The sequence below is a fragment of the Salmonella sp. 32082101201600294FB01SM01 genome, assembly GCF_017572865.1.
Taxonomy (GTDB): domain Bacteria; phylum Pseudomonadota; class Gammaproteobacteria; order Enterobacterales; family Enterobacteriaceae; genus Salmonella; species Salmonella enterica.
Genome location: NZ_JAGESB010000001.1, coordinates 884,429 through 908,624 on the forward strand (window position 1 = coordinate 884,429; position 24,196 = coordinate 908,624).

Genomic DNA, 24,196 nt, shown 5'->3' on the forward strand with positions numbered 1-24,196 from the left:
GATTAATATTATTGCTATAATTTATTTGTTATGGTTGACATAAATATGCCTTTTCTTATTAAAATAAGGAAAACCTGATAAATAACGTGTTATCTTGCTGGCAAAGTCCTTGCGCGCAGGCCATTCCCCTGACACTCTGATGGGCGGTTATCTGGAGGATGAATGTATCTGATTAACGGCCAATCCACTGAACGACTCGCGGTGAATGACCGGGGGGTGCAGTTCGGAGACGGTTGCTTTACCACTGCGCGGATCGCGGCGGGGGAGATTGCCTTGTTTTCCCGTCATCTGGCTCGCCTGGAAGAAACGTGCTCTCGTTTGGCGATCCCCTTTAACGATTGGGATGCATTAGTAAAAGAGATGCGCTGCCTGGCACAACCGCATCGGGAAGGCGTGCTGAAAGTGATGATTACCCGCGGCGCAGGCGGACGCGGTTACAGCGCCGCCAGTTGTCAATTACCCACACGGATTCTTAGCGTGTCGCCTTATCCTGCCCACTACGCCCGCTGGAAAGACGAGGGCATCACTCTTACCCTTAGTCCCATACCGCTTGGGCGCAATCCTTATCTTGCCGGATTAAAACATCTGAACCGCCTCGAACAGGTGTTGATTCGCTCTCATCTTGAGCAGACGGACGCCGATGAGGCGCTGGTTCTTGACAGCGAGGGATGGGTTACGGAATGCTGTGCGGCTAATTTGTTCTGGCGTACAGGCGACATTGTTTTTACGCCGCGTCTGGATCAGGCCGGGGTGAACGGCATTATGCGACAATTTTGTTTACGCCAACTGGCGCAATCTCCTTTCCAGGTCCTTGAAGTTCAGGCGAGAGAGGAGGCGGTCAGGCAGGCGGATGAGGTTATCATCTGCAACGCGCTAATGCCGATTATTCCCATACGCGCCTATCACGGGACGTCGTATTCTTCGCGAACACTGTTTCAATTTTTAGCCCCATTTTGTGAGCATCCGAATTAGTTATGAAAAAATTGTCAGGCGTTTTCCTTCTGCTGTTGGTTGTGCTGGGTATTGCCGCGAGCGTGGGGATGTGGAAAGTTCGCCATCTGGCGAACAGCACGTTACTTATTAAAGACGAGACTATCTTTACGCTCAAGGCGGGAACGGGGCGGCTGGCGCTTGGCGACCAGCTTTATGATGAAAAAATCATTAATCGCCCCCGGGTATTTCAGTGGCTGCTGCGCGTGGAGCCTGAGTTATCGCACTTTAAAGCGGGAACTTACCGTTTTACGCCGGGGATGACCGTACGGGAGATGCTTGAGTTGTTGGAGAGCGGCAAAGAAGCGCAATTCCCGTTGCGGTTTGTGGAAGGGATGCGCCTTAGCGATTACCTGAAACAGCTACGAGAGGCGCCGTATATTCGCCATACATTGCCGGATGATGACTACGCCACTGTCGCTCAGGCATTAAAGCTTGCGCATCCTGAATGGGTAGAAGGGTGGTTCTGGCCCGATACCTGGATGTATACCGCCAACACCAGCGATGTCGCTATTCTCAAGCGAGCGCACCAAAAGATGGTGAAAACTGTCGATACTGTCTGGAAAGGCCGGGCCGAGGGGCTGCCTTATAAAGATCAGAACCAACTGGTGACAATGGCCTCGATTATTGAAAAAGAGACGGCTGTCGCCAGCGAACGCGATCAGGTGGCCTCAGTCTTTATTAATCGCCTGAGAATCGGTATGCGCCTTCAGACCGATCCCACCGTGATTTACGGGATGGGGACGAGTTATAATGGTAACTTGTCGCGTGCGGATCTGGAAAAGCCGACGGCTTATAACACGTATACCATAACCGGGCTGCCGCCAGGACCGATTGCATCGCCCAGCGAAGCGTCATTGCAGGCGGCGGCGCATCCGGCGAAAACGCCGTATCTCTATTTTGTGGCCGACGGTAAAGGCGGTCACACATTTAACACCAATCTTGCCAGCCATAATCGGTCAGTGCAGGAGTACCTGAAAGTGCTTAAGGAAAAAAATGGGCAGTAATTATATCGTCATCGAGGGCCTGGAAGGCGCCGGAAAAACCACTGCGCGCGACGTGGTGGTGGAGACCCTTGAGCAACTGGGTATTCGTAACATGATTTTTACCCGTGAGCCGGGCGGTACGCAGCTTGCCGAAAAACTAAGAAGTCTGGTGCTGGATATTCGAGCGGTAGGCGACGAAGTGATTACCGATAAAGCGGAAGTACTGATGTTTTATGCCGCTCGCGTACAGCTCGTCGAAACGGTAATCAAACCCGCGCTGGCGCAAGGCGTATGGGTGATCGGCGATCGACACGATCTCTCGACCCAGGCGTATCAGGGGGGAGGGCGCGGCATTGATCAAACCATGCTGGCGACACTACGCGATGCCGTGCTGGGCGATTTTCGCCCTGACCTGACGCTGTATCTGGATGTCACGCCGGAAGTCGGGCTAAAACGCGCCAGAGCGCGCGGCGATTTGGATCGCATTGAGCAGGAATCTTTTGATTTCTTTAACCGGACTCGCGCGCGCTATCTGGAACTGGCGGCGCAAGACTCGCGTATCCGCACCATTGACGCGACCCAGCCGCTGGATGCCGTCATGCGCGACATTCGCGCCACTGTGACGAAGTGGGTGCAGGAGCAAGCGGCATGAAATGGTATCCATGGTTACGGCCCGCCTATGAAAAACTGGTAGAAAGTTACCAGGCGGGACGTGGGCACCATGCGCTACTGATTCAGGCCTTACCTGGCATGGGCGACGAGGCGCTGTGCTATGCGCTGAGCCGTTATCTGTTATGCCAGCAGCCTGAGGGCCACAAAAGCTGTGGGCATTGCCGTGGTTGTCAGCTTATGCAGGCTGGCACGCATCCGGACTATTACACGCTGACGCCGGATAAAGGCAAAAGCAGTCTCGGCGTAGATGCGGTACGCGAGGTCAGCGAGAAATTGTACGAGCACTCCCGTCTGGGCGGTGCGAAGGTGGTGTGGATTGCGGATGCGGCGCTATTAACCGACGCCGCCGCCAATGCGTTGCTCAAAACGCTGGAAGAGCCGCCGGAGCAAACCTGGTTTTTCCTTGCCAGCCCGGAGCCTGCTCGTCTGTTGGCGACATTACGCAGCCGCTGCCGGCTGCATCATCTGGCGCCGCCGTCCGAATCGTATGCGATGTCATGGCTGTCGCGAGAAGTGACGGCGTCACAAGAAGCATTGCTCACGGCGCTACGCCTGAATGCGGGGTCGCCCGGCGCCGCGCTGGCGCTGTTGCAGTCTGAACGTTGGGCGCAGCGTGAGGCGCTGTGTCAGGCGTTAATGGACAGTTTACATACGGGCGACTGGTATGCGTTATTAACGGCGCTCAATCATGAGCAAGCCCCGGCGCGCCTGCACTGGCTGGCGACGCTGCTGGTTGATGCTCTTAAACGTCAGCACGGCGCGTCGTACCTGACAAACGTTGATGCGGACGCGGTTGTTGCCGCGCTGGCGGGGCCGCTATCCCCGGCGCGTATTCAGGCAATCCTGAACGATGTTTGCCATTGTCGTGATCAATTACTTCATGTGACCGGATTAAACCGCGAACTGGTATTAACCGATCTCATTCTCCGCATCGAGCATTACCTGCAACCAGGCACCTTGTTGCCTGTTCCTCATCTTTGAGAGAGACATTATGTTTTTAGTCGACTCACACTGCCATCTTGATGGTCTGGATTATCAATCTTTGCATAAGGACGTGGACGATGTGCTGGCGAAAGCCGCCGCGCGCGATGTGAAGTTCTGTTTAGCGGTGGCGACGACGCTGCCGGGGTATCGCCATATGCGCGAGCTGGTGGGCAAGCGCGATAATGTGGTCTTTTCCTGCGGCGTGCATCCGTTAAATCAGGATGAAGCGTATGACGTAGAAGAACTGCGCCTCCTTGCTGCAGAAGACGATGTGGTGGCGATGGGCGAGACCGGGCTTGATTATTTTTACACGCCTGAGACCAAAATCCGCCAGCAGGCGTCTTTTATTCATCATATCCAGATTGGCCGCGAATTGCATAAACCGGTGATTGTCCATACTCGCGACGCGCGTGCAGATACGCTGGCTATCCTGCGCGAAGAAAAAGTGACGGATTGCGGCGGCGTACTACACTGTTTTACAGAAGACAGAGAAACGGCCGGCAAATTGTTGGATCTGGGGTTTTATATCTCTTTTTCCGGCATCGTAACGTTCCGTAACGCTGAACAGTTGCGTGATGCGGCGCGCTATGTGCCGCTGGATCGGTTATTAGTCGAGACCGATTCTCCTTATCTGGCGCCGGTGCCGCATCGCGGTAAAGAGAACCAGCCTGCGATGGTACGCGACGTCGCAGAATATATGGCGGTATTGAAAGGGGTTGCCGTTGAAGAACTGGCGCAGATCACCACCGATAACTTTGCTCGCCTGTTCCATATTGACGCGTCTCGTCTGTCATCAATCCGTTAAACGAGTTTTTTTAAAGCTCGTAATTAATAAGCAAAACGCGTAAAGTTCACCGCCACAAAAGGGGCGGTGAGCGAGCTTATAGAAACATTCGGAAACCCATTTTGGCAGAATGTGATACTTTTTAGGCTATCTGGCGCTGAAACGTGATAGCCGTCAAACAAAATCAGACGTATTTATTTTACTCTGTGTAATAAATAAAAGGGCACTTAGATGTCCTGTCCACGGCGGGGTTCTCCCCCCTCGCCAATGCGTGAGAACGTAGAAAAGCACAAATACTCAGGAGCACTCTCAATTATGTTTAAGAATGCATTTGCTAACCTGCAAAAGGTCGGTAAATCGCTGATGCTGCCGGTATCCGTACTCCCTATCGCAGGTATCCTGCTGGGTGTCGGTTCCGCTAACTTCAGCTGGCTGCCAGCCGTTGTATCGCACGTTATGGCAGAAGCGGGCGGATCTGTTTTTGCCAATATGCCGCTGATTTTCGCTATCGGCGTGGCGTTGGGCTTTACCAACAACGACGGCGTTTCGGCTCTGGCGGCGGTAGTAGCGTATGGCATCATGGTGAAAACCATGGCTGTGGTTGCGCCGCTGGTTCTGCATTTACCTGCTGAAGAGATCGCCGCTAAACACCTTGCTGATACGGGTGTTCTCGGGGGGATTATCTCCGGTGCGATCGCAGCGTATATGTTTAACCGCTTCTACCGTATCAAACTGCCTGAGTATCTGGGCTTCTTTGCGGGCAAACGCTTCGTGCCGATCATTTCGGGTCTGGCCGCTATTTTTACCGGTGTGGTGCTGTCTTTCGTATGGCCGCCAATCGGTACGGCTATCCAGGCGTTCTCGCAGTGGGCGGCTTATCAGAACCCGGTTGTCGCGTTTGGCATTTACGGTTTCATCGAGCGTTGCCTGGTGCCGTTTGGTCTGCATCATATCTGGAACGTTCCTTTCCAGATGCAGATCGGCGAATACACCAACGCAGCGGGTCAGGTATTCCACGGCGACATTCCGCGCTATATGGCGGGCGATCCGACGGCGGGTATGTTGTCTGGCGGCTTCCTGTTCAAAATGTACGGTCTGCCGGCTGCGGCCATTGCTATCTGGCACTCTGCTAAACCGGAAAACCGCGCAAAAGTGGGCGGTATCATGATTTCCGCCGCGCTGACCTCGTTTTTGACGGGTATTACCGAGCCTATCGAGTTCTCCTTCATGTTCGTGGCGCCGATCCTGTACATTATTCACGCGATTCTGGCAGGTCTGGCATTCCCGATCTGTATTCTGCTGGGGATGCGTGACGGTACGTCGTTCTCCCACGGTCTGATCGACTTTATCGTGCTGTCCGGTAACAGCAGCAAATTGTGGCTGTTCCCGATTGTTGGCGCCGGTTATGCGATTGTGTACTACACCGTGTTCCGCGTGCTGATCAAAGCGCTGGATCTGAAAACGCCGGGTCGTGAAGACACTACTGATGACGCAAAAGCGGGCGCGACCAGCGAAATGGCGCCGGCTTTGGTTGCGGCGTTTGGCGGTAAAGAGAACATCACTAACCTGGATGCCTGTATCACGCGTCTGCGCGTGAGCGTAGCCGATGTAGCGAAAGTGGATCAGGCTGGCCTGAAGAAACTGGGCGCGGCAGGCGTTGTCGTCGCGGGTTCCGGCGTTCAGGCTATTTTCGGTACGAAATCCGATAACCTGAAAACGGAAATGGATGAGTACATCCGTAACAGCTAAGCAGTAATGATGTTGGGGAGAATTAAGGCAGCCATTCGGCTGCCTTTTTTAATGGCGCTTTATATGCCGCTCTCCGACAGTCTGTCAGAACTGATAATTGGCGGTGAGGCTGACGTTACGCGGCGCGCCGTAAACAATGGAACCATCAATATTGGTGTCGTAGGTTTTATCGAACAGGTTGTTGATGTTTCCCTGTACGGAGAAATTTTTCGTCACCTGATAGCGGGTAAACAGATCGACCAGCGCATAGCTGCCCTGTTCGGCGCGGAAAGTGCCGTACGGCGTCGTGGTATCTTTGTAAACCCGATTCTGCCAGTTCACGCCGCCGCCGACCGTCAGCTCCGGCATCGCCGGCAGACGATAGCGGGTGAATAACTTCACGCTGGTGCGCGGGAGATTAGGGTTCACGGCGTTACCTTCATTGTCCTCGGCAACATACCGGGTAGCCCCGAAAGTCATCTGCCAGTTATCGGTAATTGCGCCGTTCACTTCAAATTCGACGCCTTTGCTCACCGTTCCGTCAGTAGACTTCCAGGCAAACTCCCCATTACTGCCAGGGATGGGAATAGTGGTTGCCTGAGCGACGTTATTCTGCTCAATGCGGAACACGGACAACGTGGTGGTGAGGCGGCTGTTCATCCAGTCGGACTTCAGGCCCGCTTCATAGTTATTACCGGTAATCGGAGCCAGATATTGACCTGCTTTGTCACGTTTATTCTGCGGCTGAAAGATAGAGGTATAACTGGCATAAGCGGACCAGTTGTCGTTGATATCATAAATCAGCCCGGCATACGGCGTGGTATGGTTTTTCTCCATGCTGTAGGTCAGTGTATCAACACGCCAGTTGGTATAACGAGCGCCAAGAATCAGATGCAGCGGATCAGCCAGCGAAATGCGCGTAGCGGCATACAGCGATTTCATATGCGTGGTATCGTCCTGCGCCAGATTTTGTGGCGCCCAGTGGGTTTTGGGGAAATTACCGTTAAAGGCGCTGAAGTTGCCAATGTCGTCCGGAAAGACGTTCGCCCAGGCGCTAAAATAGCGGTTATTCTGCTTACTATAACTGCCGCCAAACATCATATTGTGCTGACGGCCAAACAGCTCATAAGCGCCATCGGCAAAGAGATCTATGGCATCTACTTTGCGCTTGCCGCTGTTCCAGCCCGTACCGCCGACCACGGGGTAGCTTGCGCCATAAGGACTCACCAGCGTACCTGTCTCTTTATCGACTAACGCATCGATATACATCATTTTACTGTCGAATTTGACCTCAGTATGGGTCGCATTCAGGGTCGCCTGCCAGCTTTCGGCAAAACGCTGCTTAAGCGTGACGAAGAATTTATTTATCTCTTTGTTGTTATAAGCCCAGTCCGGGGCGGTACTACGCGCGCGGTCATAGCTATTTTTGCTGCCATCGGTGTTCCAGCGCGGCAGACCGCCCCAGGTCGGGCTATTGACATCAATTTTTTGATATTCATAACCGGCTGAAAGGCCAGTGGTTGCACCCAGATCGGCATCGACAATTCCGGAAAAGAACGCTTTCTCACTGTTATAGCGGTCCAGCCAGGAATCATTATTCTGATAACCCGCCACGATGCGCCCACGGACATTGCCGTCTGCGGTGAGCGGACTTTGCAGATCCATGACGTAACGCTGCTTATTCCAGCTACCGTATTCTGTGGAGACGTTACCTTTGAACTCCCGACTGGTGGCGTGTTTACGAATCATATTTATTGAGGCAGAAGGATTACCGGTTCCGGTCATCAGCCCATTCGCGCCGCGAACCACCTCCACGCGCTCATACAGCGCGGTATCCGTTAGCGCATCGCCCAGATTCCAGCGGGACTCAAAATACGTTGGAATACCGTCAACCATATAGTTGTCAATTTCAAACCCGCGCGAGTAATAGCTGATGCGATCGGAGTCAGCCTGGCTTCCGCTGATCCCCAGCGTATTGGTCATCACCTCGCCCAGGGTTTGCAACTGCTGGTCTTCCATACGCTGTTGGCTGACAATACTGACCGACTGCGGGATATCGCGCTGAGTCATCGGCATTTTGGTGCCCGCTGCGGTCGTTTTCACGCTGTAATCCTGTTCTTCGCGGTTTACGGCGTCAGCGGTCGTCGCGCCCTCGACAATAACGGTATCCTCAGCCGCGAAGGCGACAGGCATAAATGCCATCGCCATACCCATAGCTAACAGCGACGGTGCGGCGGTGGACTGAAGGTGTTTGTCCCGGCGGTATTGAATGAAAGACATCTGAAAATCCTTGCTTGTTATTGGGGTAAGTTCAGGACGTATGACGTTGAACCTTTTCATTCTTTGCTAGTTAATGCGCATAAAAATGCAAATGAGAAATATACGCATTTGTATTAAATGTGTAAAACGGTATAAACAGGCAAACTAAAAATATTTTTTAAGCGTACAAAGGCGTCATGGCAGGGGGATATGGCGGTAAGTCCAGCATGTAGTCATTTTTCGCTTAATAAATCGTGGGTTAAAGTTGAAAGAGCGTCGGTAACTCGCTCATACTCTATACTCGCAGTATGGCTCGGCGTAGCATGTGCGCTGCAAGGGCTATTATGAAAAAGGAAAACGTCGTGGCAGAAGAAACTATATTCAGCAAAATTATTCGTCGTGAAATCCCTTCGGATATCGTTTATCAGGATGAGCTGGTCACCGCCTTTCGTGATATTTCACCGCAGGCGCCGACGCATATCTTGATTATTCCCAATATTCTGATCCCAACCGTCAATGACGTGACGGCGGAACATGAACAGGCGTTAGGTCGGATGATCACCGTGGCGGCGAAAATCGCCGAACAGGAAGGCATTGCCGAGGATGGGTATCGTTTAATCATGAATACCAACCGTCATGGGGGCCAGGAGGTTTATCATATCCATATGCACCTACTGGGCGGCCGCCCGCTAGGCCCGATGCTGGCGCATAAAGGCTTGTAAATATGATCAAAGGATGCATCGCGGTTTCTCTGGGCTTGCTGCTGCTTACCGGCTGCCGGTCACACCCTGAAATTCCGGTAAGCGACGCGCAGTCGCTGGTGATGGAGTCCACGGTTCTGGCGGCGGGGGTCACCGCAGAGCCGCCTGAACTGACGGCGTCTGATATCCAGCCATCAGCTTCTTCCCGCGTCTATAACGAAAGGCAAGAGCCCATAACCGTTCATTATCGGTTTTACTGGTATGACGCGCGGGGGCTGGAGATGCATCCGCTGGAGGCGCCGCGTAGCGTAACCATACCCGCGCGTTCGTCGGTAACGCTATTTGGCAGCGCCAATTATCTGGGGGCGCATAAGGTCAGGCTTTATCTTTATTTGTGAGGAGTGAATTTTGATGACAAAAATGCATCGCTACGCTGCCATTGCTGCGCTGGCGATATTTCTCTCCGGGTGTATGGCGCAACGTCAACCTGCGCCAGTTGAAGAGGTAAAACCAGCGCCAGAACAACCCGCGCAGCCACCACAGCCTCCTGTTGTGCCGTCTGTGCCAACCATTCCACAGCAACCGGGGCCGATCGAACATGAAGATCAAACGGGCCAGCCAGCGCCTAAGGTGCGCCACTATGACTGGAACGGCGCGATGCAACCGCTGGTCAGCAAAATGTTGCAGGCTGATGGCGTGACGGCCGGAAGCGTATTGCTTGTCGACAGCGTGAATAACCGGACGAATGGGTCGTTAAATGCGAACGAGGCAACGGAAACGTTACGTAATGCGCTGGCGAACAACGGTAAATTTACGCTGGTCTCCGTACAGCAACTCTCGATGGCAAAACAACAGTTAGGGTTGTCTCCGCAGGATAGTCTGGGAACGCGCAGTAAAGCTATTGGCATTGCGCGCAATGTCGGGGCGCAATATGTACTTTACTCCAGCGCATCCGGTAACGTTAACGCGCCTGCATTACAGATGCAGTTAATGCTGGTGCAAACGGGCGAGATAATCTGGTCAGGTAAAGGTGCAGTCCAACAACAATAATCCCTTAACGCGCGACGAGATCCTGTCGCGCTATTTTCCCCAGTATCGTCCCGCCGTCGCCGCATCGCAGGGGCTAAGCGGCGGGAGCTGTATTATTGCTCACGATACTCACCGTGTCGTGCTGCGTCGTCATCACGACCCCGACGCTCCACCAGCCCATTTTTTACGTCATTACCGCGCCTTATCCCAATTGCCGGCCAGTCTTGCGCCGCGAGCGCTTTTTTATACGCCAGGCTGGATGGCGGTAGAATATCTGCATGGTGTGGTAAATTCCGCTTTGCCAGATGCCGACGAACTGGCGGCCTTACTGTATCATTTGCATCAACAGCCGCGTTTTGGCTGGCGTATCGCGCTATCGCCACTATTGGCGCAGTACTGGTCGTGTTGCGATCCGGCAAGGCGTACGCCGTTTTGGTTGCGGCGGCTCAAACAGTTGCAAAAAAACGGTGAACCTCGCCCGCTGCGGCTCGCGCCTTTGCATATGGATGTCCATGGCGACAATATAGTATTAACGCCCGCTGGGTTGAGACTGATTGACTGGGAGTATGCCGGAGACGGCGATATTGCGTTGGAGCTGGCGGCAGTATGGGTTGAGGATGAACGCCAGCACCGACAACTGGCAGACGCTTATGCTGCGCGCGCGCGAATCGACGCCCGGCAGCTATGGCGACAGATACGATTATGGCACCCGTGGGTCATTATGCTAAAAGCAGGGTGGTTCGAATACCGCTGGCGACAAACCGGCGAGCAACAATTTATCAGGCTGGCCGATGAAACCTGGCGCCAGCTACGTATGAAAGGATAAGGAGAGCAGTGTGGGCCCAGTAATGTTGAATGTCGAAGGATGTGAGCTGGATGCGGAGGAGCGCGAGATACTGGCGCATCCGCTGGTTGGCGGGCTTATTCTGTTCACGCGTAATTACCATGACCCGGAACAGCTGCGCGAATTAGTGCGCCAGATTCGGGCGGCATCGCGTAACCATCTGGTGGTGGCCGTCGATCAGGAAGGCGGACGCGTACAGCGTTTCCGTGACGGGTTTACCCACCTGCCCGCGGCGCAATCTTTTTTTGCGCTGCATGGGCTGGAAGAGGGGGGGCGACTGGCGCAGGAGGCAGGGTGGCTGATGGCCAGCGAAATGATCGCGATGGATATTGATATCAGTTTTGCGCCAGTGCTGGACGTCGGGCATATCAGCGCGGCAATTGGCGAGCGCTCCTATCATGCCGATCCCGCAAAAGCGTTGGCAATGGCAACGCGCTTTATTGACGGCATGCATGACGCCGGGATGAAAACGACCGGTAAGCATTTCCCCGGCCACGGCGCGGTCACGGCGGACTCCCACAAAGAGACGCCGTGCGATCCACGTCCTGAAACGGACATCCGTGGCAAAGATATGTCGGTGTTCCGCACGCTGATTAGCGAGAATAAACTGGATGCGATTATGCCTGCCCACGTGATCTACCGCGCTATCGATCCACGCCCGGCAAGCGGTTCGCCGTACTGGCTGAAAACGGTGCTGCGTCAGGAGTTAGGCTTTGACGGCGTCATTTTCTCCGACGATCTGTCTATGGAGGGCGCGGCGATTATGGGCAGCTATGCTGAGCGCGCTCAGGCGTCGCTGGATGCGGGTTGCGATATGATTCTGGTCTGCAATAATCGTAAAGGCGCAGTCAGCGTGTTGGATAATCTGTCGCCGATCAAAGCAGAACGTGTTACACGTTTGTATCATAAAGGTTCATTTTCACGCCGGGAGCTCATGGACTCAGCACGCTGGAAAACAGCCAGCGCCCAGCTCAACCAGTTACATGAACGCTGGCAGGAAGAAAAAGCAGGTCATTAACTCGAGTTTTCGTGAGGGTGCCAGATGATTATTTATTTACACGGTTTTGATTCAAATAGTCCGGGCAACCATGAAAAAGTGTTGCAATTACAGTTTATCGACCCGGATGTTCGGCTGGTAAGCTACAGTACGCGGCATCCTAAGCACGATATGCAGCATCTGCTGAAAGAAGTGGACAAAATGTTGCAGTTGAATGTGGACGAGCGCCCTTTAATCTGTGGCGTGGGGCTGGGCGGTTACTGGGCGGAGCGGATTGGCTTTTTGTGCGATATCCGTCAGGTGGTTTTTAACCCGAACCTGTTTCCCTATGAAAACATGGAGGGGAAAATCGATCGCCCGGAAGAATATGCGGACATCGCCACAAAGTGCGTGACCAACTTTCGCGAAAAAAATCGCGATCGTTGTCTGGTGATCCTCTCGCGTCATGACGAAGCGCTGGATAGCCAACGCTCAGCGCAAGCGCTTCACCCGTATTATGAAATTGTGTGGGATGAGGAACAGACTCACAAATTCAAAAATATTTCGCCGCACTTGCAACGTATCAAAGCGTTTAAAACGCTGGGATAACGCCATCCGGCAATATGGCGTTATCAGTGACCGGATAACCAGCCTTGCGGCTGGTTTTTTTATGCTCAATTCTCGCAAACTGTCTATCTTTTCAGCATGAAAACTTGATGCACATCAATTTTGGTATGACCAATGCACCGTTCATGCTATTCTCATATCAGAAGCTTATTCTCATTAACGTAACTTGTTGTTAATTAAAGGCTATGCTAATAACTTTTAATTAACAATTGGTTAATAAATTTAAGGGGGTCACGTTGACTACACCATTAAAAAAGATCGTGATTGTCGGCGGCGGCGCTGGCGGGCTGGAAATGGCGACGCAGTTAGGCCATAAACTGGGGCGCAAGAAAAAAGCGAAAATCACGCTGGTAGACAGAAATCACAGCCATCTGTGGAAACCATTGCTGCACGAAGTGGCGACTGGCTCTCTGGACGAAGGCGTGGATGCGCTGAGCTATCTGGCTCATGCGCGTAATCATGGTTTCCAGTTCCAACTGGGGTCGGTGATGGATATCGATCGCGAAGCGAAAACCATCACCATTGCCGAGCTGCGTGATGAAAAGGGCGAACTGCTGGTGCCGGAGCGCAAAATCGCGTATGACACGCTGGTGATGGCGCTGGGCAGCACCTCTAATGATTTCAACACGCCGGGCGTGAAAGAGCACTGTATCTTCCTCGATAACCCGCATCAGGCGCGCCGTTTTCACCAGGAGATGCTGAACCTGTTCCTCAAGTATTCGGCTAATCTGGGCGCGAACGGTAAGGTCAATATCGCCATCGTTGGCGGCGGTGCGACGGGGGTTGAGCTGTCGGCTGAACTGCATAATGCGGTAAAACAGCTGCATAGCTATGGTTATAAGGGGCTGACCAACGACGCGCTGAACGTGACATTGGTTGAGGCTGGCGAGCGTATTCTGCCTGCGTTGCCGCCGCGTATCTCCAGCGCCGCGCATAATGAACTGACCAAACTGGGCGTTCGCGTGCTGACGCAAACTATGGTCACCAGCGCCGACGAAGGCGGTCTGCATACGAAAGAAGGTGAATATATTCAGGCCGATCTGATGGTGTGGGCGGCGGGTATCAAAGCGCCAGATTTTATGAAAGAGATTGGTGGTCTGGAAACGAACCGCATTAACCAACTGGTGGTGGAACCGACGCTGCAAACCACGCGCGATCCTGATATTTATGCGATTGGCGACTGCGCTTCCTGCGCACGTCCGGAGGGAGGTTTTGTGCCGCCTCGCGCTCAGGCGGCGCATCAGATGGCTACCTGCGCGATGAATAACATTCTGGCGCAGATGAATGGCAAACCGCTGAAAGCTTACCAGTATAAAGATCATGGATCGCTGGTCTCTCTGTCCAACTTCTCTACCGTGGGTAGTCTGATGGGGAACCTGACCCGCGGTTCAATGATGATTGAAGGACGTATCGCCCGCTTCGTGTATATCTCGCTATACCGTATGCACCAGATAGCGCTGCATGGATATTTTAAAACCGGCCTGATGATGCTGGTGGGCAGTATTAACCGCGTCATTCGTCCGCGCCTGAAACTGCATTAATTTCTCTGCGCCTCACCGGCTGCTCGCGCCGGTGAGCGCTTCTCCATCACTCGCTTCGGAGTTGTCCGAATCCTTCAGCTTTACCGCCTCATCCCGCATTTTTCATCCTCATTCCGATTGGCTTTGTTCGCATACTGGTTGCAAAATTGTTACCAATAGCAACGAAGGAGGAACTCCCGTGAATAAATCAATGTTGGCGGGTATAGGGATTGGCGTAGCGGCTGCGCTGGGTGTGGCGGCAGTGGCCAGTCTCAACGTATTTGATCGTGGTCCGCAATATGCGCAGGTGATATCGGCTAAACCGATTAAAGAGACGGTAAAAACGCCGCGTCAGGAGTGCCGTAATGTCACGGTCACGCATCGCAGACCGGTTCAGGACGAAAACCGTATTGCCGGCTCGGTGCTTGGCGCAGTAGCAGGCGGCGTGATTGGACATCAATTTGGCGGCGGTCGTGGTAAAGATGTGGCGACGGTCGTCGGGGCGCTGGGCGGCGGTTATGCTGGCAATCAAATCCAGGGATCAATGCAGGAAAGTGATACTTACACTACCACGCAGCAACGCTGTAAGACGGTGTATGACAAATCTGAAAAGATGCTTGGCTACGACGTGACCTACAAAATTGGCGATCAGCAGGGCAAAATCCGCATGGATAAAGACCCCGGAACGCAAATTCCCCTCGACGGCAATGGTCAACTGGTTCTGGATAACAAAGCATAAAAAAGCTGTACTCTGCAAGTTAGCCCCTCATTCGCTCAGGCTGAGGGGCTTTTTTTATCCGAAGCCGCGTCGTTCAGGACTTGAGCAGTTCAGGCCAGATGCGCAGGGTCGTACGCGTAATTTGCATCAGTTGTTCGAAGGTGGCTCCCTCGCGGGCGCTGATCGACATTCCCTGTAAAATACAGTTTATATATTCCGCGAGCACCTGCGGGTTACAGTGCGCCGGAATTTCACCGCGCTCCTGACGTTGGCGCAAAAACTGGATGAGCGTCTGTTCCTGCATGGCGTGGCGTGATTTTACCGTGCGAGCGATATCGCGCGAGGAGGCGGCGAGGGTGGCGGACGTATTAATCATAAAGCAGCCAGCCGGCGTGTCCGTACTGGTAAAGCAGGCGGCAATTTCTGTGAAGTAATCTTCCAGCGCCGATTCCACGCTTTTCTCTTCACAAAAGAGCTGGGCTTCGTGCTTTGAGGCAAAGCGAGTGATGTAGCGATCCAGGACAGCGCGAAATAATCCTTCTTTGTTAGTGAATTCCGCATAGAGAGTAGGCGCTTTCGCCCCGGTAGCCTCTACGAGATCGGCAAGCGAAGTTGCTTCATAGCCGTGCTGCCAGAAGAGAGTCATGGCCTTATCAAGCGCAGCTTCCCTGTCGAACACTTTTGGTCGGCCACGGCTTTTCTTCGCGCAACTCGTGGTATCCGTTGTCATGATGCCGTTGTACCTGTTTAAAGAGCGGTCTCTCTATTATAAAAACAAACCACTTCTGGCTCCAGAGTATTCATTAGAAAAATAAATCAATTCTATTCACATGAAAAATAACATCTTTATAAATTATATAACGATCATTATAAAAAGAAGTTGACGTGTGATGTAGATCACATCTATGATTAACTTATCGATCGTTAAGTTAATGCTTACGACACCCATTCATCTGCTAAAGGTCATCACTATGAAAAACGTAAAAACCCTCATCGCTGCTGTGGTACTGAGTTCGCTCTCATTCGCCAGCTTCGCCGCCGTTGAAGTTCAGGCAACGCCAGAAGGTCAACAGCAGTTTGGCACCATTTCCGCGAATGGCGGCACGAATCTGGGCTCGCTGGAAGATCAGCTGGCGCAAAAAGCGCAGGAGATGGGGGCGAAGTCTTTCCGTATTACCTCTGTTACCGGCCCGAATACCCTTCACGGTACGGCGGTAATCTATAAGTAAGCATTAACCCTCATTAATGCCGCTGCGATTGCCACAATAAAAAGAAAAAGCCTCGCGATGCATCGCGAGGCTTTTTTATCGGTCAGCTATTCACGCTTACAGCGACTGCGGTTTCGCCTCTGATTGACGGGTTACATCCACCGGCATTCCGGAGCGCACTTCCATAACATGTTCCATCACCGCGGCGTCGGTCTGCGGCGCGTCCTTAAAGGTTTGCATCGGGCCATTCAGCACAATCGGCAGCACCTGCGGATCGTCGCCTATATTTTTAGACAGCGGCTGATGAACTTCCACCAGTCGCACGCCGCCTGGCTCCACCGAGGCTTTAATCGGCGTATTGATAATATTCACTTTGGTTCCCGGCGTGACCTGACGGAACAATGTCTCTATATCACCGTCGCGCAGACGGATACAGCCGGAACTGACGCGCATACCAATGCCAAAATCGGCATTCGTGCCATGTAACAGATAGACGCCGCCGTAGGCCGCTAAACGAATCGCGTGATGCCCCATTGGGTTATCGGGACCGGCAGGCACCACGGCGGGGAGATCGATGCCTTGTGCTTTATAACGGGCGCGAATATTGGCGGTCGGCGTCCAGGTTGGATTGGCGCGTTTATCCGAAATGGTCGTCACCATCGTTGGCGTCAGGGTATCGCCGCCCAGTTGGCCAATCCCGATAGGGTAGACCGTGACCGTATTTTTCCCCGGTTGATAATAGTAAAGCCGTAATTCCGCGAGGTTAATGACGATACCTTCACGTGGCGCGTCCGGTAGCAGTGTTTGCAGCGGAATCGTCAGCACGCTGCCTGCGCGTGGCACGTAAGGATCAATGCCGGGGTTGGCCTGTAACAGGGCTAAAAAGCCCACGTTATATTTTTTGGCGATCGCCTCCAGCGAGCCGCCGTCGTCTTCAACGACATGGAATTTATTTTCTCCCACCAGTCGACTGCCGGGGGGCGGAAGAGGCCACGTATTTGCCTGCGCGGGAAGGGCAAGCATGATGGTCGCGGTAAGCGCAAACAACGCCCACCAGCGAGAGAGTCGCGTATTGTTGAACATTATAATAAACCCATGATTATTATGTGGTTATTTTTATAAAAGCGGAAATAAGAATTATGGCGGCTGGCTGTGTCTGGAACTGCAGGGAAGTGCAAAGAATTTGTAAAGATTAGGCCGGACGCAGGGTAATGACGCCCGGCCTGACGCTTATGCAATAGCGTTTTCTTCCAGTTGCTGCATGAACTGGCGTACCCAGTCTATACGCGTTTTACGTTCGCTTAAATCCTGAATAAACTTGAGGCGCGTCGGGCCATCCAGACGGAAATGCTGCGGTTGTTTTTGCAGCAACCCGATAAGCCAGGCAGGGTCAACGTGGTTTTTCTCGGCGAACTCAATCGTTCCGCCTTTCTCGTTACCCTCCAGTTTTCGGATGCCGAGCTTTTGCGCCTGTTGGCGCAGGCGGGCGATATCCAGCAGATTACGCGCTGGATCGGGCAGCAGGCCGAAGCGATCGATCAATTCCACTTTGATCTCTTCCAGCTCGTTTTCGTTCTTCGCGCTGGCAATGCGTTTATAGAATGACAGTCGGGTATTAACATCCGGAATAAAATCATCCGGCAGTAACGACGGCATTCGCAGCTCGACTTCCGTTTGCTGACTGGTGAGATCTTCCAGCGAGGGTTCGCGGCCTGCTTTCAGCGCATCGACGGCGTTTTCCAGCAGTTCCATGTAGAGTGAGAAGCCAATGGTTTCCATTGAGCCGCTTTGCTCTTCGCCAAGCAGTTCGCCCGCGCCGCGGATCTCCAGATCGTGGGTCGCCAGCGCAAACCCGGCGCCTAAATCCTCCAGCGACGCAATCGCCTCCAGCCGTTTTTGCGCATCGGTGGTCATAGCCTTAGGATGTGGCGTCAATAGCCAGGCGTAGGCCTGGTGGTGCGAGCGCCCTACGCGGCCACGCAACTGGTGCAACTGCGCGAGGCCGAAATGATCCGCGCGTTCAATGATGATCGTGTTAGCGGTGGGAATGTCGATCCCCGTTTCGATAATGGTAGTACACACCAGCACGTTAAAACGTTGATGGTGGAAATCGTTCATGACCCGTTCCAGCTCACGTTCGCGCATCTGCCCGTGGCCTATAGCGATTCGCGCTTCCGGCACCAGTTCCGCCAGCCGCTCTGCGGCTTTCTGAATATTTTCGACGTCATTGTACAAATAGTAAACCTGACCGCCGCGCAGGATTTCACGCAGAATCGCTTCCCTTACTACCAGGCTATCATACTCGCGGACAAAGGTTTTTACCGCCAGACGACGGGCAGGGGGGGTGGCGATAATGGAGAGATCGCGCATACCGCTCATCGCCATATTCAGCGTCCGCGGGATCGGCGTCGCCGTGAGCGTCAGAATATCGACATCGGCGCGCATCGCCTTAATTCGCTCTTTGTGGCGCACGCCGAAACGGTGCTCTTCATCGACAATCAGCAGGCCGAGGTCGCGCAGCTTCACATCGCTTTGTAGCAGTTTATGCGTACCGATCAGAATATCGATCTTACCCTCGGCGGCTTCCGCCAGGATTTGCGTCTGCTCTTTGGCGCTGCGAAAGCGGGACAGCATCTCAATGCGTACCGGCCAGTTGGCGAAACGGTCGCGGAAGTTGTCATAGTGTTGCTGCGCCAGCAGCGTAGTCGGCACCAGTACCGCCACCTGTTTATGGTTTTCCACCGCCAGGAACGCGGCGCGCATCGCCACTTCGGTTTTGCCGAAGCCGACGTCGCCGCACACCAGCCTGTCCATCGCCAGCGGTTGGCACATATCGCTCAATACGGCGTTAATCGCCTGTGCCTGATCGGGCGTCGTTTCAAACGGGAAGCTGTCGCAGAATAACTGATATTGCTCACGATCATGCTTAAAGGCAAAACCCTCTTTTGCCGCCCGTTGCGCATAAATATCCAACAGTTCCGCTGCGACATCGCGCACTTTTTCCGCCGCTTTCTGCCGGGCGCGCGACCAGGCGTCGCCGCCCAGTTTATGCAGCGGCGCACTTTCTTCCGCGCCGCCGGCATAGCGGCTAATCAGATGCAACGAGGAGACCGGCACATACAGTTTGGCGTCATTGGCGTAGGTGAGCATCAGATACTCACCCTTGATGCCGCCAGCCTCCAGCGTGGTCATGCCGGCATAACGCCCGACGCCGTGCTCCAGATGCACTACCGGTTGACCGACGTGGAGCTCCGCCAGGTTACGAATCAACGTATCCGGGTTGATCGTACGACGGGAATCCAGGCGGCGACGTGCAACCCGCTCACCCAGGAGATCGCTTTCACAAATCAGAGCCAGATTGCGTTGGGTGTCGATAAAACCATGTTCTGCGGCGCCAATCATCAGATAGCGTCCCGCATCCTGCGCCTCGTCCAGGCGTAATATCCGCTTCGGCGCGATTTTTATGCGAGCCAGGAGCTCTCCCAGAGCTTCGCGGCGTCCTTCGCTTTCCACCGAAAAAATCACCGGGCCGCTGAAAGATTCGAGGAACTTACGCAGCGCGTCCAGCGGCGCTTTCTGCTGCGCCTGGATAGCCAAATCCGGTAATTTCTGGAAACCGAGATTGGTATTGGCGGCTTTTTCCGGCAGATGGTCGGTTTTAAGCTGGAGGCGAGGCCAGCGTTTAAGCTCGGAAAAGAGCTCATCTACCCGTAGCCAGAGGGCTTCCGGCGGCAAAAGCGGGCGCATAGGATCGACGCCGCGATTTTCAAAACGCGCCAGCGTATCGGCCTGAAAGCGTTCGGCGCTGGTTTCCAGCGAGCCGGTATTCACCACCAGAGTATTGGCGGGGAAGTAGCTAAATAATGGCGGTAACGGTTCGCTGAAAAAGAGCGGCTGCCAGTATTCGATCCCGGCGGGCAGGGTGCCTTTGCTGACCTGCTGATAGATGTGCTCGGCGTCGCGTTTTACCTCAAAGGTATCGCGCCACTGGCTACGGAAAAGCTCAATAGCGGCTTTGTCGGTAGGAAATTCGTGCGCGGGCAACAAATTGATGGCCTCGACCTCCTCCAGCGTACGCTGGGTATCCGCGTCAAACAGACGCAGGCTGTCGATTTCATCATCAAAAAAGTCGAGGCGATAAGGCTGTTCGCTGCCCATCGGAAAGAGATCCAACAGCGCGCCGCGCGTCGCGTATTCGCCATGCTCCATCACCTGATCGACATGCCGATAACCGGCGCTGTCAAGCTGCGCGCGCAGAGCGTCGCGGGACAGCCGCTGGCCTTTTTTCATCACCAGCGCATGACCATGCAGATAGCTATGCGGACAAACGCGCTGCATCAGGGTGTTTACCGGTACAATCAAGACGCCGCGCTGCATTGACGGCAACTGGTAGAGCGTGGACAGGCGCGAAGAGATAATTTCCTGATGCGGGGAGAAGCTGTCATACGGTAGCGTTTCCCAGTCCGCCAGGTTCATGACCATCTGATCGGTAAACTGGCGGATTTCATCATGCAATCGCAGAGCATTTTGCATGTCAGGCGCTATGAGTACCACCGGACCGGCATGGCGTTCGGCTATCTCCGCCACCAGCGTAGCGCAGGCGGCGCCGGTAAGTTCGCCCAACTGGCGCTGATCGCCCGCTTTTGTCGGCAGCGTGTAACGTTGTTTTTCAGGCATAACGGTTGTCAGTATCTCTTTTTGTTTTACGCCGCACTCTACGCGTCACCCTTCAGGCTGCTTCATGGTTGGCTGCGCGCCGGGACAGCATGAAGGACTCAGGTATTCAGGGGCATATGACTGATAAGCAATGTTCTTTATTATCCGCGATCGTTGTTTATTAGCAAATTGAATCCGCCGGATAACACGTCGAACAGGTAAAGTATGAACATGTAAGTGACTTGATTTGTCGGCCTTTTTCAGAATAGCGCTGACGAACTCTTACGGTTCAGACATTTACGCATTCCGCTTTCGCTTATATACTCGGGACTTTGCTAACAGCAACCAGACGGATTACATGTATCAACCTGTCGCTCTATTCATCGGCCTGCGTTACATGCGCGGGCGTGCAGCAGATCGCTTCGGTCGCTTCGTTTCCTGGCTTTCCACTATCGGCATTACCCTGGGGGTGATGGCGCTGGTCACGGTATTGTCGGTGATGAACGGTTTTGAGCGCGAACTGCAAAATAACATTCTTGGTTTGATGCCTCAGGCCATCCTCTCTGCTGAACATGGTTCTCTTAACCCGAATCAGATGCCGGAAAAAGCGGTGAATCTGCAAGGCGTTAACCGTATTGCGCCGCTGACGACGGGCGATGTCGTACTGCAAAGCGCGCGTAGCGTTGCGGTTGGCGTGATGTTGGGTATCGATCCGGCGCAAAAAGATCCATTAACGCCGTATCTGGTCAATGTGAAGCAAAGCGAATTACAGCCGGGTAAGTATAATGTCATCCTCGGCGAGCAGCTCGCCGGACAGTTAGGGGTCAACCGCGGCGATCAGATTCGGCTAATGGTGCCATCTGCCAGCCAGTTTACGCCAATGGGACGCCTGCCCAGCCAGCGTCTGTTTACGGTGATTGGCACATTTGCCGCCAATAGCGAGGTCGATGGCTATGAAATGCTGGTCAATATTCAGGACGCGTCGCGTTTAATGCGCTATCCGGCAGGCAATATTACCGGCTGGCGTCTGTGGCTGGATGAACCGCTGCAAGTCGATACCCTCAGTCAACAGACGCTGCCGCAAGGCACGAAGTGGCAGGACTGGCGCGAACGCAAAGGCGAGTTGTTCCAGGCTGTGCGCATGGAAAAGAACATGATGGGATTGTTGCTGAGTCTCATCGTGGCGGTCGCGGCTTTTAACATTATTACTTCGTTGGGCCTGATGGTCATGGAGAAGCAGGGCGAAGTGGCGATTTTACAAACTCAAGGGCTGACGCCGCGACAAATTATGATGGTCTTTATGGTGCAGGGGGCCAGCGCCGGGATTATCGGCGCGCTGTTGGGCGCCGCGCTGGGCGCATTGCTTGCCAGCCAACTAAATAACCTGATGCCGATCATCGGCGCGTTTCTGGATGGCGCTGCGTTGCCCGTGGCGATAGAGCCATTACAGGTGATCGTTATCGCGCTGGTGGCAATGGCCATCGCGCTGCTTTCTACGCTTTATCCTTCCTGGCGCGCTGCCGCCACTCAACCCGCTGAGGCTTTACGTTATGAATAAGATCCTGTTGCAATGCGACAACCTGTGCAAACGCTATCAGGAAGGCACCGTACAAACCGACGTGTTGCACGATGTCAGCTTCAGTATCGGCGAAGGCGAAATGATGGCGATCGTCGGCAGTTCCGGTTCGGGTAAAAGTACGTTGCTGCATCTGTTAGGCGGGCTGGATACGCCTACCTCTGGCGATGTGATTTTTAGCGGCCAGCCGATGAGCAAACTCTCTTCTGCGGCAAAAGCGGAATTACGTAACCAGAAACTGGGGTTTATCTATCAGTTTCATCATCTCCTGCCGGATTTTACGGCGCTGGAAAACGTGGCGATGCCATTATTAATTGGCAAAAAGAAACCGGCGGAGATTGACGCTCGGGCGCGAGAAATGCTGCACGCCGTAGGGCTGGAGCATCGCGCAACCCATCGACCTTCGGAACTTTCCGGCGGTGAGCGCCAGCGTGTCGCGATAGCGCGCGCGTTGGTGAATAACCCGCGTCTGGTACTGGCGGATGAGCCGACCGGTAATCTGGATGCGCGTAATGCCGACAGTATTTTTGAGCTTCTGGGCGAGTTAAATCGTCTGCAGGGAACCGCGTTTCTGGTGGTGACTCACGATTTGCAACTGGCGAAACGTATGAGCCGCCAGCTTGAGATGCGCGATGGTCGCCTGACGGCGGAACTGAGCCTGATGGGGGCTGAGTAATGGCGTCGCCTTTATCATTATTAATTGGGTTGCGCTTCAGCCGTGGGCGGCGGCGCGGCGGTATGGTTTCGCTCATTTCCGTCATTTCTACCATCGGTATCGCGCTGGGCGTGGCGGTATTGATTGTCGGTTTAAGCGCGATGAACGGTTTCGAACGCGAGTTGAACAACCGTATTCTGGCGGTGGTTCCACACGGGGAGATTGAAGCGGTCAATCAGCCGTGGACTAACTGGCGTGAAGCGCTGGCAAAAGTGCAGAAGGTGCCGGGCATTGCCGCCGCCGCGCCGTATATCAATTTTACCGGCCTGGTAGAGAGCGGGGCGAATTTGCGCGCCATTCAGGTTAAAGGCGTCGACCCTAAGCAAGAGCAGCAGCTTAGCGCGTTACCGTCATTTGTGCAAAATCACGCCTGGGATCATTTCAAAGCGGGCGAACAGCAGATCATTATCGGCAAAGGTGTCGCCGATGCGCTGAACGTGAAACAGGGCGACTGGGTGTCCATCATGATCCCCAATGCGAATGCCGACCATAAGCTGCTCCAGCCCAAACGCGTGCGTTTGCATGTCATCGGGATTCTGCAACTGAGCGGCCAGCTCGATCACAGCTTCGCCATGATCCCGCTTGAGGATGCGCAGCAGTATCTGGATATGGGGTCCAGCGTTTCCGGTATCGCGCTTAAAGTCCATGACGTGTTTAATGCGAACAAACTGGTGCGTGACGCGGGTGAGGTGACTAACAGCTATGTCTACATTAAGAGCTGGATCGGCACCTACGGCTATATGTATCGCGATATCCAGATGATTCGCGCCATTATGTATCTGGCGATGATTCTGGTGATCGGCGTGGCCTGTTTTAATATCGTTTCCACCTTAGTGATGGCGGTAAAAGACAAAAGCGGCGACATTGCGGTATTAAGAACGCTGGGGGCGAAAGATGGTTTGATTCGTGCCATTTTCGTCTGGTACGGACTACTGGCGGGCTTGCTGGGCAGTTTGATTGGCGTGGCGATCGGCGTTGTTGTTTCGCTTCAGCTTACCGCCATTATTAATGGGATTGAAAAGGCGATCGGGCATCAGTTTTTGTCCGGCGATATCTATTTTATCGACTTCCTGCCATCCGAATTACATTGGCTGGACGTTGTTTACGTACTGGTCACGGCGTTGTTGTTAAGCTTACTGGCGAGCTGGTATCCGGCGCGGCGGGCGAGCAACATTGACCCTGCGCGAGTATTGAGCGGCCAGTAATCGCGGAATATAAAAACA

22 protein-coding genes are annotated in these 24,196 nt (G+C 53.8%); 18 read left to right on the top strand and 4 right to left on the bottom strand.

Annotated elements, in window-relative coordinates:
- The first annotated feature begins 162 nt into the window (after positions 1-162).
- The 6 genes from pabC to ptsG all read left to right on the top strand — a co-directional run bounded on the left by pabC (position 163) and on the right by ptsG (position 6,165).
- Entirely contained in the window at positions 163-972 is an 810-nt protein-coding gene (gene pabC / locus J4645_RS04235; protein WP_023197352.1) for an aminodeoxychorismate lyase, read from the top strand.
- A 2-nt stretch (positions 973-974) separates the two neighbouring features.
- Positions 975-1,997, top strand: coding sequence for a cell division protein YceG (gene yceG, locus J4645_RS04240; protein ID WP_000736471.1), 1,023 nt, complete (start codon positions 975-977; stop codon positions 1,995-1,997).
- A complete protein-coding gene (gene tmk / locus J4645_RS04245) occupies positions 1,987-2,628 on the top strand; it encodes a dTMP kinase (RefSeq protein WP_000535395.1) in 642 nt (213 codons plus the stop codon). Before yceG ends, tmk begins: the two co-directional genes overlap by 11 nt.
- Positions 2,625-3,629 carry a DNA polymerase III subunit delta' gene (holB, locus tag J4645_RS04250; protein WP_000872450.1) on the top strand — a complete coding sequence of 335 codons (1,005 nt, stop codon included), beginning with the start codon at positions 2,625-2,627 and terminating at the stop codon, positions 3,627-3,629. The genes tmk and holB overlap by 4 nt, the downstream gene beginning before the upstream one ends.
- 10 nt (positions 3,630-3,639) lie before the next feature.
- Positions 3,640-4,437 (top strand): metal-dependent hydrolase, encoded by a 798-nt coding sequence (locus tag J4645_RS04255; RefSeq protein WP_000480268.1) that lies wholly within the window; start codon positions 3,640-3,642, stop codon positions 4,435-4,437.
- 294 nt (positions 4,438-4,731) lie between these two features.
- Positions 4,732-6,165, top strand: coding sequence for a PTS glucose transporter subunit IIBC (gene ptsG / locus J4645_RS04260; RefSeq protein ID WP_000475705.1), 1,434 nt, complete (start codon positions 4,732-4,734; stop codon positions 6,163-6,165).
- An 84-nt stretch (positions 6,166-6,249) separates the two neighbouring features.
- Here ptsG and fhuE read toward each other — a convergent pair whose 3' ends face one another.
- The gene (gene fhuE / locus J4645_RS04265; protein ID WP_023214947.1) at positions 6,250-8,424 is read right to left on the bottom strand and encodes a ferric-rhodotorulic acid/ferric-coprogen receptor FhuE; all 2,175 of its coding nucleotides are present in this window, start codon (positions 8,422-8,424) and stop codon (positions 6,250-6,252) included.
- Between the two features lie 341 nt (positions 8,425-8,765).
- Here fhuE and hinT point away from each other — a divergent pair, with 341 nt between their 5' ends.
- The 8 genes from hinT to J4645_RS04305 all read left to right on the top strand — a co-directional run bounded on the left by hinT (position 8,766) and on the right by J4645_RS04305 (position 14,839).
- Positions 8,766-9,125, top strand: coding sequence for a purine nucleoside phosphoramidase (gene hinT / locus J4645_RS04270; RefSeq protein ID WP_001532068.1), 360 nt, complete (start codon positions 8,766-8,768; stop codon positions 9,123-9,125).
- A gap of 2 nt (positions 9,126-9,127) precedes the next feature.
- Positions 9,128-9,502 carry a YcfL family protein gene (locus J4645_RS04275; RefSeq protein WP_000589563.1) on the top strand — a complete coding sequence of 125 codons (375 nt, stop codon included), beginning with the start codon at positions 9,128-9,130 and terminating at the stop codon, positions 9,500-9,502.
- Positions 9,503-9,515: 13 nt separating this feature from the next.
- The gene (gene lpoB / locus J4645_RS04280) at positions 9,516-10,154 is read left to right on the top strand and encodes a penicillin-binding protein activator LpoB (RefSeq protein WP_000164359.1); all 639 of its coding nucleotides are present in this window, start codon (positions 9,516-9,518) and stop codon (positions 10,152-10,154) included.
- Positions 10,135-10,959, top strand: coding sequence for a thiamine kinase (gene thiK / locus J4645_RS04285; RefSeq protein WP_023214948.1), 825 nt, complete (start codon positions 10,135-10,137; stop codon positions 10,957-10,959). The genes lpoB and thiK overlap by 20 nt, the downstream gene beginning before the upstream one ends.
- Before the next feature lie 10 nt (positions 10,960-10,969).
- The gene (gene nagZ, locus J4645_RS04290; RefSeq protein WP_023376846.1) at positions 10,970-11,995 is read left to right on the top strand and encodes a beta-N-acetylhexosaminidase; all 1,026 of its coding nucleotides are present in this window, start codon (positions 10,970-10,972) and stop codon (positions 11,993-11,995) included.
- Positions 11,996-12,019: 24 nt separating this feature from the next.
- Entirely contained in the window at positions 12,020-12,562 is a 543-nt protein-coding gene (gene ycfP / locus J4645_RS04295) for an alpha/beta hydrolase YcfP (protein WP_000587945.1), read from the top strand.
- Positions 12,563-12,816: 254 nt separating this feature from the next.
- Positions 12,817-14,121 (top strand): NADH-quinone dehydrogenase, encoded by a 1,305-nt coding sequence (ndh, locus tag J4645_RS04300; RefSeq protein ID WP_000211053.1) that lies wholly within the window; start codon positions 12,817-12,819, stop codon positions 14,119-14,121.
- A gap of 178 nt (positions 14,122-14,299) precedes the next feature.
- The gene (locus J4645_RS04305; RefSeq protein WP_001043448.1) at positions 14,300-14,839 is read left to right on the top strand and encodes a glycine zipper 2TM domain-containing protein; all 540 of its coding nucleotides are present in this window, start codon (positions 14,300-14,302) and stop codon (positions 14,837-14,839) included.
- 73 nt (positions 14,840-14,912) lie between these two features.
- On the opposite strand, the gene comR is transcribed toward J4645_RS04305, so the two are convergent.
- Positions 14,913-15,548 (bottom strand): TetR family copper-responsive transcriptional repressor ComR, encoded by a 636-nt coding sequence (gene comR, locus J4645_RS04310; protein WP_023214949.1) that lies wholly within the window; start codon positions 15,546-15,548, stop codon positions 14,913-14,915.
- Between the two features lie 241 nt (positions 15,549-15,789).
- On the opposite strand from comR, the gene bhsA reads away from it, so the two are divergent.
- The gene (gene bhsA, locus J4645_RS04315; protein ID WP_023214950.1) at positions 15,790-16,047 is read left to right on the top strand and encodes a multiple stress resistance protein BhsA; all 258 of its coding nucleotides are present in this window, start codon (positions 15,790-15,792) and stop codon (positions 16,045-16,047) included.
- Positions 16,048-16,143: 96 nt separating this feature from the next.
- Here the strand turns inward: bhsA and J4645_RS04320 are convergent, their stop codons facing one another.
- Positions 16,144-17,109: a L,D-transpeptidase family protein gene (locus J4645_RS04320; RefSeq protein ID WP_000482962.1), complete on the bottom strand. Its 966-nt coding sequence runs from the start codon at positions 17,107-17,109 to the stop codon at positions 16,144-16,146.
- A 147-nt stretch (positions 17,110-17,256) separates the two neighbouring features.
- On the bottom strand, positions 17,257-20,703 hold the full coding sequence (gene mfd / locus J4645_RS04325; RefSeq protein WP_001114323.1) for a transcription-repair coupling factor: 3,447 nt from the start codon (positions 20,701-20,703) through the stop codon (positions 17,257-17,259).
- 337 nt (positions 20,704-21,040) lie between these two features.
- On the opposite strand from mfd, the gene lolC reads away from it, so the two are divergent.
- Genes lolC through lolE form a run of 3 tightly spaced genes read left to right on the top strand, consistent with a single transcriptional unit; the run spans position 21,041 to position 24,178 of the window.
- Complete coding sequence (gene lolC / locus J4645_RS04330; RefSeq protein WP_001518787.1) at positions 21,041-22,240, top strand: lipoprotein-releasing ABC transporter permease subunit LolC; 1,200 nt, start codon at positions 21,041-21,043, stop codon at positions 22,238-22,240.
- Positions 22,233-22,934 (top strand): lipoprotein-releasing ABC transporter ATP-binding protein LolD, encoded by a 702-nt coding sequence (lolD, locus tag J4645_RS04335; protein WP_001033714.1) that lies wholly within the window; start codon positions 22,233-22,235, stop codon positions 22,932-22,934. Before lolC ends, lolD begins: the two co-directional genes overlap by 8 nt.
- Complete coding sequence (gene lolE / locus J4645_RS04340; RefSeq protein ID WP_000168091.1) at positions 22,934-24,178, top strand: lipoprotein-releasing ABC transporter permease subunit LolE; 1,245 nt, start codon at positions 22,934-22,936, stop codon at positions 24,176-24,178. Before lolD ends, lolE begins: the two co-directional genes overlap by 1 nt.
- The last annotated feature ends 18 nt before the right edge of the window (positions 24,179-24,196 follow it).

What these genes read in the sequence shown, in the direction of transcription:
- comR (WP_023214949.1), bottom strand. Translation starts at nt 15,548, where the DNA reads ATGACAACGGATACCACGAGTTGCGCGAAGAAAAGCCGTGGCCGACCA.
- J4645_RS04275 (WP_000589563.1), top strand. Translation starts at nt 9,128, where the DNA reads ATGATCAAAGGATGCATCGCGGTTTCTCTGGGCTTGCTGCTGCTTACC.
- lolD (WP_001033714.1), top strand. Translation starts at nt 22,233, where the DNA reads ATGAATAAGATCCTGTTGCAATGCGACAACCTGTGCAAACGCTATCAG.
- lpoB (WP_000164359.1), top strand. Translation starts at nt 9,516, where the DNA reads ATGACAAAAATGCATCGCTACGCTGCCATTGCTGCGCTGGCGATATTT.
- pabC (WP_023197352.1), top strand. Translation starts at nt 163, where the DNA reads ATGTATCTGATTAACGGCCAATCCACTGAACGACTCGCGGTGAATGAC.
- yceG (WP_000736471.1), top strand. Translation starts at nt 975, where the DNA reads ATGAAAAAATTGTCAGGCGTTTTCCTTCTGCTGTTGGTTGTGCTGGGT.
- mfd (WP_001114323.1), bottom strand. Translation starts at nt 20,703, where the DNA reads ATGCCTGAAAAACAACGTTACACGCTGCCGACAAAAGCGGGCGATCAG.
- tmk (WP_000535395.1), top strand. Translation starts at nt 1,987, where the DNA reads ATGGGCAGTAATTATATCGTCATCGAGGGCCTGGAAGGCGCCGGAAAA.
- bhsA (WP_023214950.1), top strand. Translation starts at nt 15,790, where the DNA reads ATGAAAAACGTAAAAACCCTCATCGCTGCTGTGGTACTGAGTTCGCTC.
- J4645_RS04320 (WP_000482962.1), bottom strand. Translation starts at nt 17,109, where the DNA reads ATGTTCAACAATACGCGACTCTCTCGCTGGTGGGCGTTGTTTGCGCTT.
- lolE (WP_000168091.1), top strand. Translation starts at nt 22,934, where the DNA reads ATGGCGTCGCCTTTATCATTATTAATTGGGTTGCGCTTCAGCCGTGGG.
- J4645_RS04255 (WP_000480268.1), top strand. Translation starts at nt 3,640, where the DNA reads ATGTTTTTAGTCGACTCACACTGCCATCTTGATGGTCTGGATTATCAA.
- ycfP (WP_000587945.1), top strand. Translation starts at nt 12,020, where the DNA reads ATGATTATTTATTTACACGGTTTTGATTCAAATAGTCCGGGCAACCAT.
- holB (WP_000872450.1), top strand. Translation starts at nt 2,625, where the DNA reads ATGAAATGGTATCCATGGTTACGGCCCGCCTATGAAAAACTGGTAGAA.
- fhuE (WP_023214947.1), bottom strand. Translation starts at nt 8,424, where the DNA reads ATGTCTTTCATTCAATACCGCCGGGACAAACACCTTCAGTCCACCGCC.
- ptsG (WP_000475705.1), top strand. Translation starts at nt 4,732, where the DNA reads ATGTTTAAGAATGCATTTGCTAACCTGCAAAAGGTCGGTAAATCGCTG.
- lolC (WP_001518787.1), top strand. Translation starts at nt 21,041, where the DNA reads ATGTATCAACCTGTCGCTCTATTCATCGGCCTGCGTTACATGCGCGGG.